Source organism: Stenotrophomonas sp. GW821-FHT02D01, assembly GCF_059421765.1.
This window is the reverse complement of record NZ_JBWKVP010000009.1, coordinates 138708-151065: the sequence shown is the minus strand read 5'-3', so window position 1 is coordinate 151065 and position 12358 is coordinate 138708. Positions and strand designations below refer to the sequence as shown.

Below are 12358 nucleotides of genomic sequence, written 5' to 3'. Positions count from 1 at the left end.
CGGGGGACGCTGCAAGTACGTCCCTGTAAGCTCGGTCGCGCCATCCATGGCGCTCACGCCCCCGCAACCGGACCCACTCCGCCTTCGACAGATTTTCGCAATCTGTCGGGATGGCATGACTTGCTCTTGGTGGTTGTCGACCTTGGTCGACACGTAGATCCACGCCATGCGTGGATGATTTTCGATTTGGATTTGAATATTCGATTTGGACAGAGATTGATCCACGCATGGCGTGGATCTACTGCTCGCGGGGTACTGTCGAAGGCGGGGCACTGTGGGTTTGCGGGGTGTGAGCCGCATGGATGCGGCGACCAAGCCTACATGGACGTACTTGCGGCGGCCCCGCAAACCCACAGTGCCCCGCCATCCCTCGGAGTGCCGCTGTTGCTGTTGCCTTGGCTGTGGCTGTTGCCTCTGCAGGTGCAGGGCGCAGCCCTGCCGAAAACCCCCTTGGGCGTAGAATGCGGGCATGAGCGAATCCCTCGACAACCACCTGGTCCACGGCCGCCGCCAGCGGCCCGACGGCCCTTCGCCGATCGATGTCATTTCGGTCCAATCACAACTGGTCTACGGCCATGCCGGCAACAGCGCCGCGCTGCCCCCGATGCGTGCGCTCGGCGTGCGCGTGGCCTCGATCCCGACCACGCTGCTGAGCAATGCGCCGTTCTACGAGACCACCCGTGGCCGTGTGCTGCCCAGCGACTGGTTTGCCGATCTGCTGCTCGGCACGCATGAACGTGGTCTTCCGCAGCGGGCGAAGATGCTGGTCTCCGGTTACTTCGGCAGCGCTGCCAACGGTGCTGCGTTTGCCGATTGGCTGGACGAGATCCTGCCGGCATGTCCGCAGCTGCGCTACTGCCTGGACCCGGTGATCGGCGATACCCACACCGGTCCCTACGTGGAGCCGGGACTGGAAGCGATCTTCGCTGAGCGCCTGCTGCCGCATGCATGGCTGGTTACTCCGAATGCCTTCGAACTCGGTCGCCTGACCGGCATGCCGGCACTGGCCGAAGCCGATGCCATTGCTGCCTCGCGCGCGCTGCTGGCACGGGGGCCGCAGTGGGTGCTGGCACACAGCGTCGGCGGCAATCCGGGCGAGCTGGTGACGCTGGCTGTGGGGCGCGAGGAAACCTGGCGCTGGACCTCGCCGCTGCTGCCTGTGGATGTGGCAGGCACCGGCGACGTGCTGATGTCGCTGATGGTGTCCTTCCTGCTGCGTGGTGAGCCGATGCAGATGGCCATCTCGCGGGCCATCGCCGGCACCCATGCGGCGCTGGAGGCGACCTTGGCCCACGGCTTCGAAGAGTTCGACGTGATCGCGGCCGCACCGGCGGCACTGGCCGACGGCATGCGCTTCCGCGCCGAACGGCTGGCATGAGCGATCTGCACGAACGCACGCCGCGCACGGTCGGCATCGTCGGCAGTGCCGGCGCCTATGGACGCTGGCTGACCCGGTTCTTCGAACAGCACATGCAGGTGCGCGTGATCGGCCACGATCCGGCCGATCCGGGTTCGCATGCGCCGGAGCAGTTGCTGGAACAGGCCGACGTGTTGGTGTTCTCCGCACCGATCCGGCACACGTCCACGTTGATCGCCGAGTACGCGCGCCTGTCGGCGGGCCGCGAGCAGGAACGCTTGTGGCTGGATGTGACCTCGGTGAAGGAAGCGCCGGTGCAGGCGATGCTGGCCTCGTGCGCCGAAGTGGTGGGCCTGCATCCGATGACGGCGCCGCCCAAGGCGCCGACCCTGAAAGGCCGGGTGATGGTGGTCTGCGAGGCGCGCCTGCAGCACTGGCGGCCCTGGGTGGACGCGTTGTGCCTGGCACTGCAGGGCGAATGCGTGCGTGCCACCCCGCAGCACCATGACCAGATGATGGCGCTGGTGCAGGCAATGGTGCATGCGACCCACCTGGCCCAGGCGGGTGTGCTGCGCGAGTACCAACCGCAGCTGGGTAATCTGGCGGCGATGCTGCCGTATCGATCGGCTTCGTTCGAACTGGATACGGCGATCATCTCGCGCATCCTGTCGTTGAATCCGGCGATCTACGAAGACATCCAATTCGGCAATCCGTATGTGGCGCCGATGCTGCAACGCCTGATCGGCCAGCTGCAGACGCTGCAGGTACAGGTGGGGCAGGGCGACGACGCTGCGCGGGGCGCGTTCCGCGATCACCTGCTGGAGGCCAACAGGAGTGCCTTCGGCGATCAGGCGCTGGCTGCGGGCAACTACACCTTCGAGCGCGTCGGCTATCTGCTGGCCGACCTGACCGAGCGCAATGCACTGTCGGTACATCTGCCTGAAGACCGCGCCGGTTCGTTGCGTGAGCTGCTGAACGTGTTCGAGCAGCATGGCATCAGCCTCGCCTCTATCCACTCCTCGCGCACGCCTGCCGGCGAAGTGCATTTCCGCATCGGTTTCGTGGCCGGCAGTGAGCCAGGGGCTATCGCGGCAGCCGCGGCCGAAGTGGATGCCAGCGGGATCGGCCGGGTGCTGGCGTAACGCCATTCATCCACAGGGCGTGTGGATGGCTTCTGCGCAAACATGTGGATAACCGGCGGCAGGCCTTGGCGTGCAAGGCTGTCAAGATGGTTGGTCAAAAAATGACCAACCTTTTTTCTGTCCGGAACAGCAGTAGAGCCGGGGCATGCCCGGCTCTGCGGTGGATCGCTAGATCGACAACCTGACCTCGCCGCCGCTGGTGGTGAACTCGCGGCCGTTGCGTACCAGCTGGCGTCCGTCATCAAGCTCATAACGCGGCGTCGCTTCGGAGCCATGCCCGCTGCCGCTGGCCTCGGGCTTGAACTCAATGATGATGTGGCTTTCGCCATTGCTGTCGACAGCAGGGAACTGACGGAACGACATGCCTGGCCTCCTTCAGTGGTTCTTCGCTACGCCACCAGAGTGATCCGGCCGGTGTTAGCCGGCCGTCATCAATCGATGAACTGCAGGCGTGCAAGCTCCGCATACAGGCCGCCTTCAGCCAGCAGCTGCGTATGCGTGCCTTCGGCCACGATACGGCCATGGTCCATCACCACGATGCGGTCGGCCTTCAGCACGGTCGCCAGCCGATGGGCGATGACCACCGTGGTGCGCCCCGCCATCAAGCGTTCCAGCGCCTGCTGCACGCCATGTTCGCTCTGTGCATCCAGCGCGCTGGTGGCTTCGTCGAGCAGCAGGATCGGTGCGTCCTTCAGCAAGGCACGGGCGATCGCCACGCGCTGCTGCTGGCCACCGGACAGGCGGGCACCGCGCTCGCCCAGTTCGCTGTCGTAGCCCTCTGGCAGCGCACGCAGGAAGGCGTCGGCCTCGGCGGCACGGGCTGCGTCCTCCACCTCGGCGTCACTGGCCTCCAGCCGACCATAGCGGATGTTGTCGCGTGCGCTGGAGGCGAACAATGTCGGCTGCTGCGGCACCAGCGCCAGCTGCGCGCGAAGCTCGGCCGGATCGACCTCGCGCACATCGATGCCGTCCACGCAGATGCGGCCGCTTGCCGGATCGTGGAAGCGCAGCAGCATCGACAGCACCGTGCTTTTGCCGGCGCCTGACGGGCCGACCAGGGCGACGGTTTCACCCGGCCGCACGTGCAGGTTGAAATGGTCCAGCGCGGCCTGGTCCGGTCGCTGCGGGTAGTTGAACACCACCTCGTCGAAATGGATCTCGCCACGCAGCGGCTGTGGCAGCGCACGCGGCTTGGCCGGCGCACGGATCTCGATGTCTTCCTGCAGCAGCTCGCCGATGCGGCCCATGCCGCCGGATGCGCGCTGCAGTTCATTCCACACTTCGGCCAGCGCACCGACCGAACCGCCGCCGATCAGTGCGTACAGCACGAACTGGCCCAACGTACCGGCGCTGAGCCGCCCGTCGATGACGTCGTGCGCGCCCAGCCACAACACCCCGACAATCGCACCGAACACCAGCAGGATGGCGCTGGCGGTCACCAGCGACTGCGCGCCGATGCGCCGCCGCGCGGCACGGATCGCATCGCCCAGCGCATGGTCGAAACGGCCGCGTTCATAGGGCTCGCGCGCATGCGCTTGCACGGTGCGCACCGCGCCCAGCGTTTCGCTGGCCAGGCTGTTGGCATCGGCAATGCGGTCCTGGCTGCTGCGCGCGATGGTGCGCAGCTTGCGCGCGCCGATGATGATCGGCAGCACCGCCAGCGGGATGCCGAGCAGCGACCAGGCGGCCAGTCGCGGACTGGTGACGAACAGCATCGCCAGGCTGCCGACCACGGTGACGCTGCTGCGCAGCGCCACGGACATGGTCGAGCCGACCACGCTGCGCAGCAGTTCGCTGTCAGCGGTCAGGCGCGACACCAGTTCGCCGCTGCGGCTGCGGTCGTGGAAGCCGGCGCCGAGCTGGATCAGGTGGGCGTACAGGCGGCTGCGCAGATCCGCCACGACCTTCTCGCCGAGCAGCGAAACAAAGTAGAAACGCGCAGCCGTTGCCAACGCCAGCACCACGGCGACCAGCATCAGCAGAGCAAAGGCACGGTTGATCTGGCCACCGCTGCTGAAGCCGTGGTCGATCATCTGCTTCACCGCCGGCGGCAGGCTCAGGGTCGCCGCTGACGAAACGGCCAGGGCCAGCAGCCAGGCGCTGAACAATCCGCTGTGGCGGCGCACGAACGGCCACAGTGTGCGCAGGCTGCCGAGGCGGCGCAGCGGCGGGGAGGCCGGGTCGGTCGCCGGTGCGTCCTTGTCAGTCATCGAGGGGGTCATCTTGGATACGGATACGATCACGGGTGGCGTCGCGCAGGCGGATTTTCAATGCGTCGACCTGCTCTGCGGGCAATTCCACCCGCAATCTCACGCCATTGGCATCAAACTGTTCATCGCGTTTTTCGGCCGCGTGGGCCGGCAGGGCCGCATGCAGCGCGCCCAGGTCCTCGAATCCAGCCACCAGCTGCAGCCGCACCGTCGCGACCAATGGCAGGCGTGGCGCGGTGCGCAGGCATTCGGCAGCGGCGCCGCCGTAAGCCCGGACCAGGCCACCGGCGCCCAGCTTGATGCCGCCGAACCAGCGGGTGACCACCACCATCACCCGGTCGAATCCCTGGCCATCGATGGCGGCCAGGATCGGGCGGCCCGCGGTGCCGGCGGGCTCGCCGTCATCGCTGGAGCGATAGTCCTGGCCGTGCCGGTAGGCCCAGCAGTTGTGGGTCGCATCGGCTACCGATACGTCCTGCAGAAATGCCATCGCCGCAGACGCGCTCTCGATCGGCGCGGCATGCGCGATGAAGCGGCTGTGCTTGACGTCCAGGGTGTGGTTGACCGGTTGGGCGAGGGTGTCGGGCATTCCCTTCATTCTACGGGCTTGCCGCCGACGTGCTTCAGTCGTCCAGCAACGGCCGCACATCCTTTGGCAGGCGCGCCTCTGGATACGTCTGCAGGTAACGCTCCAGACTCGCCCGGGCCAGGTCGCGCTGGCCGGCGTCGCGGCGCTCGCGGATCTTCTGCAGCCATTGCCGGCGTGGCAGCCCGGCATCGGCCTGCACTTCGGCCTGTACCGCGTCCGCGCTGAGGTTCGCGTCGCTTGCGCGGCGCATGACGCCAGGCGCGGTTCTGCCGGCCGCCTCCTGCTTGGCTGCGGTGAGCGCGACGCGGTCTTCGGCGATGGCCTGCGCGGAGGTCATTGATTCCGCCGTCGCCGCAGTGGCCTTGCGCGCCCTCATCGTCGCGGCAGGGGCCGCAGGCGCAGGTGCCGAATAGGCTTCGGCCGGGGGGGGCGCTGCCGCTGGCATCGGAGGCGGCGCAAACGCTGTGTCGGCTGCAGGCGCAGGTGGCGGTGCCGGCGCCATCATCGGAGCAGGTGCCTGCCGGGATGCGGCAGGCGCGGGTTTCACCACCTCCGCGATGGCTGGTGCCGGAGCCGGTGCTGCCTTGGCCGCCGCAGGTGCCGGTGCTGCGGCCGGTGCAGGTACCGGTGCGGCTTCGGTGGCCGCGACATCGGCGGCCGCGCTGTCGTAGGCCGTGCCTTCGGCGCTCGCATCGGCCGCCATTTCCTGTGCAGCCGGTGCGGTGGCAACTGCCTCGGCAGGGGCCGAGGGCGGCTCTGGACGCATCTGCCAGGCGATGCCAACGGCGAACACCGTCGATGCGGCCACGCCGAATACGGCCGGCCAGCGGCGGCGCGGGCGCAGCGTGCGCGGTGCCACCGGCGCTGGGGCCGCCTCGCGTGCTGGCGTCTCCACGGCCGCACGCGCAGCGGCGAGGATCGCCGCGTCCAGTGCCGGCGGAGGGCCCTGTTCGGTGCGGCGCCCAAGCAGGCGTGCCAGTTCGCGTTCTTCCGGCGTCAGTGCATCGTCTCGGTTCATGCGTTCAGTCCCGCACGCAGCTTGTCCATCGCATAGCGCAGCCGCGATTTCACGGTTTCCCGGCCAACGCCGGTGATCTGGCCGATCTCCTCCAGGCTCAGTTCCTGTTCCAGCCGCAGCTGCAGCACTTCGCGCTGTTCTGCGGGCAGTTCTTCCATCGCCAGCTGGATGCGGCGACGTTGCTCGAATTCGGACAATTCCGCTTCCGGTGTCTGCCCATCTTCCAGCGCGGCCAGGCGCAGATCGGCATCGGCCGGTGCAGGGGGGCGATGGCGGGCGGCGCGCCAGTGGTCATTCAGGCGGTTGTGGGCGATGCGGAACAGCCAGGTGCTGAAGGCGGCATCGGCCTGCCAGCCTGCACGCGCGCTGATCACCCGCTGCCAGACGTCCTGGAACATCTCCTCGGCCAGCGCGGTGTCGCGCAGCTGCCGCAGCAGGAAGCCGAACAGGCGCTTGCGATGACGGGCATACAGGCTTTCGAACGCGTGCACTTCACCGGCGGCCCAGGCCAGCATCAAGGCTTCATCGGTTGGCAGGGCGCTGGCATCCACGCCGTACAGGGTAAGCCCTGCAGGCGGTGGCGCATAGCCAGCGATGGGGTGGGACAGGGCGACAGTCACGGCAGGAACCGGGAGGGGATCGAAAGGAAAAACGCCCGAGGGCACGTTTCGGGGTTGCCGGGCTTCCATTGCCCCCCGGGTGGCGCGTTATGCTCGGTAATTCAGGGGAGGCGGCGCTCAGGCGGCGCCAAGAGAACGTCATTTGTCCACCGAAGCCGACCGCGCGCTGGAAGCGTCAAACAACGAGCCTGTGCTGAGCGCAGCGCTGGTGCGCGCGCTGCATGCGCTGCTGCCGGAAACGGCGATCGTGCGCGTCGGCTGGGACGATCCGCAGCTCGGCAGCGGGCAGGGCGGTTGGCTGATCGGCGGTGGCGAGGAGGACATCTGGCAGCCGCTGGCCGACCATGCTGAAGGCCGCCACGGCTGGGAATACGACGGCGCCCGGCTGCTGCTGTCGGTACGCGGCGCGACGCCTTCCCCGGCCTGGTGGGGGCTGGCCCGGCAGGCCATGGAGCTGGCCCTGCAGCGGGGCCGCCAGGCGGGGCAGATCAAGGCGCTGGAAGAAGCTGAGCGGTTGCAGCAGGCCCTGTTCCAGATTGCCGACCTGGCCGGCGCCGACCTGGAAATGAGCGAGATGCTACGCCACGTGCATGGCGTGCTGGGCACGCTGATGTACGCGCAGAACTGCTACATCGTCGAGTATGACGATGCCCGCCGGCAGATCCGCTTCCTGTACTTCGCCGACCAGGTCGATGACTTCGTCGCCGATCCGGCGCAGGGCTACGACATCGACCAGATGCCGCGCAGCCTGACAGTGGCGCTGCTGCGGCATGGCCGGCCGTTGAGCGGGCCTTCGCGCGAACTGCTGGCGCGGGTAGACCAGGAGCACGACCCGCAGCGCGGCCCGGAGAGCCTGGACTGGCTGGGCGTGCCTATGCTGCGCGATGGCCGGGTGTGTGGTGCGATCGTGGTGCAGAGCTACGAGCATGCCGACCGCTACGGCGAGGCCGAACGGGCCCTGCTGGGTTTTGTCGCCCAGCACGTGCAGACCGCCATGGACCGCCGCCAGGCGCAGGTGCGGCTGGAGCAGCAGGTGGAACGGCGCACGCAGGAGCTGCAGCGCGCCAATCTCAGCCTGCAGGATGAAGTGGCCGAACGCCGCCGCGCCGAGCAGTTGCAGACCGCGCTGTACAACATCGCCGAAATGGCGATGTCGGCCGACAGCCTGGCGCAGTTCTACGGGCAGGTGCACGGCGTGGTCGGGCGCTTGCTGGATGCGCGCAATTTCTATATCGCGCTGGTCAATGCCGAGGGCGATGGGCTGGATTTCGTCTATTCGGTCGACGAGCACAACGCGAGTCGTGCACCGCGCGCGTTCAGTCGCGGCCTGACCGAGTATGTGGTCCGCCATCGTCGGCCCCTGCTGGCCTCGCGTGCGCAGATCGATGCGCTGCTGGAAACCGGCGAGGTGCGCGAATCCGGCGCACGTTCGCAGTGCTGGCTCGGCGTGCCGTTGCTGCGCGACGACGAAGTGGTCGGTGCGATCGTGGTGCAGAGTTACACCGAGCAGATCGCCTTCAGCGTGCATGACCAGCGCCTGCTGATCTTCGTTGCGCAGAACATCGGCACCGGTCTTGCGCGCCAGCGCGACCAGCAACGACTGCGCTCGGCGCATGCCGAGCTGGAAAAGCGGGTGGAGGAGCGCACCCGCGAGCTGGGCGAGGTGAACGAAAAACTGCTGGGCCAGATCGGCGAGCGCCTGCGCGCCGAGCAGCGACTGACCCACCAGGCGATGCACGACGCGCTGACCGGACTGCCCAATCGCCTGCACCTGCTGGACAGGCTGCAGGATGCGCTGGCGCTGGCCCGGCGCGAAGGTGGCCCGGTGTTCGCGGTGCTGTTCCTGGACCTTGACCGCTTCAAGCTGGTCAACGACAGCATCGGTCACGCCGCCGGCGATCGCATGCTGGTGGAAGTAGCCAAGCGCATCGTGTCCATGGCCGGCGACAACGATGTGGTGGCGCGCCTGGGCGGTGATGAGTTCGCCGTGCTGCTGCACTGTCCGGAGGGCCTGGCGCAGGCGCTGGATTTCGGCCAGCGGCTGTTGCTGGCGCTGCAGGAATCGATGTGGATCGCCGGTCGCGAGCTGTTCCCCTCAGGCAGCCTGGGCATCGCCTTGTGGAACCCGCGCTATCGCACCGGCGAGGAACTGCTGCGCGACGCCGATGCGGCGATGTACCGGGCCAAGGCCCAGGGCCACGACCGCTGCTCGATCTTCGATGAGGAGATGCGCGAGCAGGCGCTGCGCAGCCTGGATCTCGAGGCCGACCTGCGGCGGGCGATCAACAACCGTGATTTCGTGCCTTTCTACCAGCCGATCGTGCGCCTCTCCGACGGCGAGGTGGTCGGCCACGAGGCCCTGCTGCGCTGGAAGCACGAGCGCCGTGGCCTGCTGCTGCCGGGCGCGTTCCTGGAACTGGGTGAGGAAAGTGGCCTGATCGAACAGGTCGACTGGCTGATCTATGAGCAGGTCATTGCCGGCCTTGCCGACGGCGGGCGTGGCTATGTGTCGGTCAACGTGTCGCCACGGCATTTCCGCTCCGCCGAGTTCAGCGGGCGCCTGTATGGCCTGCTGGAGGCGAGCAACGCGGACCCGCGGCGGCTGCGCCTGGAGATCACTGAGGTCGCGCTGCTCGACGACGGTCCACACACGCTGCGCATCCTGAAGGGCCTGCGTGAACGTGGCATCCAGGTGCAGCTGGATGATTTCGGAACGGGCTTCTCGGCGCTGTCCTACCTGCACCGTTTCCCGATCAGCACGTTGAAGATCGACCAGAGCTTCATTGCCGGCCTGCACGGCCCGGAGGCACAGAGCACGCGCGCGCTGGTCGAAGGCGTGCTGTCACTGGCACGCACGCTGGGCATCGAGACGATCGGCGAAGGCATCGAGACCGAGGCACAGCGTGACACGCTGTTCGAGCTCGGCTGCGACTACGGCCAGGGCTACCTGCTGGGCCGGCCGGCACCGTGGACGCGCGCGGCAGCCTGACCCACCGCGCACGTAGTCTTCAACGCAGCGCCGCGCGGCGCTTCTCGTCGATCCACTTCGAGGCCTGGGCCGGCTGGTAGTTCTTCATCCAGGCCAGCATCTCCTCGATGTCCGAGCCGTACCACAGGTCCTGGCGCTGCTCGGGGTGCAGGAAGCGCTCTTCCACCATGCGATCAATCATGCCGATCAACGGCGCATAGAAGCCGTCCACATCGAGGAACGCGCAGGGCTTGTTGCCGATGCCGAGCTGGCGCCAGGTCAGCATCTCGAAGATCTCTTCCATGGTGCCGAAGCCGCCGGGCAGGGCGACGAAGCCATCGGACAGATCGAACATGCGCGACTTGCGTTCATGCATCGAACCGACGATCTCCAGTTCGGTCAGGCCGCGATGGGCCACTTCCCAGTCGGCCAGCTGGCGCGGAATCACGCCGGTGACCTCGCCGCCGGCGGCGAGCACGGCATTGGCCACGGTACCCATCAGACCGACATTGCCGCCGCCGTACACCAGGCGCATGCCGTCGCGGGCGATGCGATCGCCCAGCGCGATGGCGCGTTCGGTGTAGACCGGCTTGCTGCCAGCGTTGGAACCGCAGTACACACAGATCGACTTCATGGATCTTCCTGTCTTGGCCGGAAACGAAAACGCCCCGCGGTCAACCAGTGAAGCCGGTCGCAGGGCGGGGTGTCCGGGCAATTATGAGGCCTCGCCGTTGTTCTCTGTAGCGCCGGGCCATGCCCGGCGGCATTTCGTTCAGATCACGGCCAGCCCTTCAGCCGGGCAGCGCCCGGCTCTACGAGGGTCTGGGATTACGCGGCGGCAGCCTGTTCGCGGCGCGGCCCTTCACGCAGCGCACGGCCCACCATGCCTACCAGCAGGTCCAGCTCGCTGCTGTCCATGCCGAAGTGCGGGGTGAAGCGCAGCGAGTTCTCGCCACCATGGATCACGTTGATGCCGTGCTGGCGCAGCCATTCCTCGGTGGAATTGGCGCCATAGCACTTGAACTGCGGGGCCAGCTCGCAGGAGAACAGCAGGCCGGTGCCCTGCACCTTGGTGATCAGGCCGCCCAGTTCGTTCTTCAGCTGCTCCAGCTTGCGCACGGCCTCGGCACCGCGCTCGGCGATGTTGGCGCGGACCTGCGGGGTCAACTGGGCCAGGGTGGCGCAGGCCACGTCCAGCGCACGCGGATTGCTGGTCATGGTGTTGCCGTAGATGCCCTTGCGGTACAGCTGCGCGGCGTGCTCGGTCACGGCCAGCACCGACAGCGGATACTGCGCGGCGTTCAGTGCCTTGGAGTAGGTTTCCATGTCCGGCGCGTCCAGGCCTTCGAAGCCCGGATAGTCGACCACCGACAGCACGCCATGGGCGCGCAGGCCGGCCTGGATCGAGTCCAGCAGCAGCAGGCTGCCGTGGGCGCGGGTCAGTTCGCGGGCCAGTGCATAGAACGCCGGCGGCACGGAGCGGCCCGGGTCACCTTCGCCCATCACCGGCTCCAGGAACACCGCTTCGATGAACCAGTTGTTGTGCGCGGCATCCTCGAACACCTTGCGCAGGCCGGCCTCGTCGTACGGGGCGACGGTGATCACCGACTCCTCGCCACGGTAGCTGGCCAGGTGCTGCATGTAGGTCTTGCGGCTTGAATCGGAATACAGCGCCGGTCGGTCGGTGCGGCCGTGGAAGCTGCCCTTGATGACTACGCGCTTGATTGCCGCACCGGCATGGCGGGCACCCGGGTCGGTCTGCAGCTTGGCGTTGACATCGGCGATGCGCGCGGCCAGGCCAACCGCTTCAGAGCCGGAATTCAGGCACATGAAGCGCGTGAACGGGCAGCCGCCACGACGGTGGCCGATCTCGGCCCGCAGCGCGGTGATGAAGCGCTGCTGGGACAGGCTGGGGGTCATGATGTTGGCCATCACCTGCGGCCGTGACATCGCCTCCATGACGGCGTCCGGGGTGTGGCCGAAGCCCAGCATGCCGTAGCCGCCGGCGTCGTACAGCACCGCGCCTTTCAGGGTGACCACCCACGGACCACGCGCGGCCAGCGCCACGTACGGGGTCACCGCATCATCGGCGTAGAAATTGACGAAGCCGTCCTGCATGGCATCGATCTGCGCCTGCTCATCCTGTGCCAGCAGCGGCCCCAGCTCAGCCTGCACGCGCGCGAATTCGGCAGCAGCGGCATCGACCGCGGCGACCAGCTGCGGATGGTTGGCGGCGAGGGTGGTCAGGGTTGCGTCATCCAGGCCGTTGGTGAGGCGGGTGCCGGGCTGGGCGCGGAGGGGGGCGAGGCGTTCGATGAAGCTCATTGCAGATCTCCTGAAACGTTGGGTCGCACGGGCCTTCAAAAGCAAAACGCGCGTCTTCACGCGCGCTTGGGGCGGGCTCGTGCAGCGGACTTCCTCGTCGATGCTAGCACTTGTTTTTTTGCGCGATAA

10 protein-coding genes are annotated in these 12358 nt (G+C 67.5%); 3 read left to right on the top strand and 7 right to left on the bottom strand.

Annotated elements, in window-relative coordinates:
• Nucleotides 1-469: 469 nt before the first annotated feature.
• Both pdxY and AC07UW_RS16830 read left to right on the top strand, forming a co-directional pair.
• Entirely contained in the window at nucleotides 470-1378 is a 909-nt protein-coding gene (gene pdxY / locus AC07UW_RS16835; protein WP_059063846.1) for a pyridoxal kinase, read from the top strand.
• Nucleotides 1375-2499 (top strand): prephenate dehydrogenase, encoded by a 1125-nt coding sequence (locus AC07UW_RS16830; RefSeq protein WP_495212476.1) that lies wholly within the window; start codon nucleotides 1375-1377, stop codon nucleotides 2497-2499. Before pdxY ends, AC07UW_RS16830 begins: the two co-directional genes overlap by 4 nt.
• A gap of 168 nt (nucleotides 2500-2667) precedes the next feature.
• On the opposite strand, the gene AC07UW_RS16825 is transcribed toward AC07UW_RS16830, so the two are convergent.
• The 5 genes from AC07UW_RS16825 to AC07UW_RS16805 all read right to left on the bottom strand — a co-directional run bounded on the left by AC07UW_RS16825 (nucleotide 2668) and on the right by AC07UW_RS16805 (nucleotide 6831).
• The gene (locus AC07UW_RS16825) at nucleotides 2668-2862 is read right to left on the bottom strand and encodes a hypothetical protein (protein WP_025875144.1); all 195 of its coding nucleotides are present in this window, start codon (nucleotides 2860-2862) and stop codon (nucleotides 2668-2670) included.
• 68 nt (nucleotides 2863-2930) lie between these two features.
• Complete coding sequence (locus AC07UW_RS16820; protein WP_495212475.1) at nucleotides 2931-4709, bottom strand: ABC transporter transmembrane domain-containing protein; 1779 nt, start codon at nucleotides 4707-4709, stop codon at nucleotides 2931-2933.
• The gene (locus AC07UW_RS16815; protein ID WP_495212474.1) at nucleotides 4702-5298 is read right to left on the bottom strand and encodes an IMPACT family protein; all 597 of its coding nucleotides are present in this window, start codon (nucleotides 5296-5298) and stop codon (nucleotides 4702-4704) included. Before AC07UW_RS16815 ends, AC07UW_RS16820 begins: the two co-directional genes overlap by 8 nt.
• A 34-nt stretch (nucleotides 5299-5332) precedes the next feature.
• The gene (locus AC07UW_RS16810; protein ID WP_495212473.1) at nucleotides 5333-6316 is read right to left on the bottom strand and encodes a hypothetical protein; all 984 of its coding nucleotides are present in this window, start codon (nucleotides 6314-6316) and stop codon (nucleotides 5333-5335) included.
• Nucleotides 6313-6831 (bottom strand): RNA polymerase sigma factor, encoded by a 519-nt coding sequence (locus AC07UW_RS16805; RefSeq protein WP_229291374.1) that lies wholly within the window; start codon nucleotides 6829-6831, stop codon nucleotides 6313-6315. Before AC07UW_RS16805 ends, AC07UW_RS16810 begins: the two co-directional genes overlap by 4 nt.
• 247 nt (nucleotides 6832-7078) lie before the next feature.
• On the opposite strand from AC07UW_RS16805, the gene AC07UW_RS16800 reads away from it, so the two are divergent.
• Complete coding sequence (locus AC07UW_RS16800; protein WP_495212472.1) at nucleotides 7079-9925, top strand: bifunctional diguanylate cyclase/phosphodiesterase; 2847 nt, start codon at nucleotides 7079-7081, stop codon at nucleotides 9923-9925.
• 19 nt (nucleotides 9926-9944) lie between these two features.
• On the opposite strand, the gene AC07UW_RS16795 is transcribed toward AC07UW_RS16800, so the two are convergent.
• A complete protein-coding gene (locus tag AC07UW_RS16795; RefSeq protein WP_025875132.1) occupies nucleotides 9945-10538 on the bottom strand; it encodes an LOG family protein in 594 nt (197 codons plus the stop codon).
• Between the two features lie 194 nt (nucleotides 10539-10732).
• Complete coding sequence (locus AC07UW_RS16790; protein ID WP_218789122.1) at nucleotides 10733-12229, bottom strand: aminotransferase class III-fold pyridoxal phosphate-dependent enzyme; 1497 nt, start codon at nucleotides 12227-12229, stop codon at nucleotides 10733-10735.
• Nucleotides 12230-12358 lie beyond the last annotated feature (129 nt).

Coding starts and splice junctions, on each gene's coding strand:
- AC07UW_RS16825 (WP_025875144.1), bottom strand. CDS start 2,862: ATGTCGTTCCGTCAGTTCCCTGCTGTCGACAGCAATGGCGAAAGCCAC.
- AC07UW_RS16805 (WP_229291374.1), bottom strand. CDS start 6,831: ATGCTGGCCTGGGCCGCCGGTGAAGTGCACGCGTTCGAAAGCCTGTAT.
- AC07UW_RS16790 (WP_218789122.1), bottom strand. CDS start 12,229: ATGAGCTTCATCGAACGCCTCGCCCCCCTCCGCGCCCAGCCCGGCACC.
- AC07UW_RS16795 (WP_025875132.1), bottom strand. CDS start 10,538: ATGAAGTCGATCTGTGTGTACTGCGGTTCCAACGCTGGCAGCAAGCCG.
- AC07UW_RS16815 (WP_495212474.1), bottom strand. CDS start 5,298: ATGCCCGACACCCTCGCCCAACCGGTCAACCACACCCTGGACGTCAAG.
- pdxY (WP_059063846.1), top strand. CDS start 470: ATGAGCGAATCCCTCGACAACCACCTGGTCCACGGCCGCCGCCAGCGG.
- AC07UW_RS16820 (WP_495212475.1), bottom strand. CDS start 4,709: ATGACTGACAAGGACGCACCGGCGACCGACCCGGCCTCCCCGCCGCTG.
- AC07UW_RS16810 (WP_495212473.1), bottom strand. CDS start 6,316: ATGAACCGAGACGATGCACTGACGCCGGAAGAACGCGAACTGGCACGC.
- AC07UW_RS16830 (WP_495212476.1), top strand. CDS start 1,375: ATGAGCGATCTGCACGAACGCACGCCGCGCACGGTCGGCATCGTCGGC.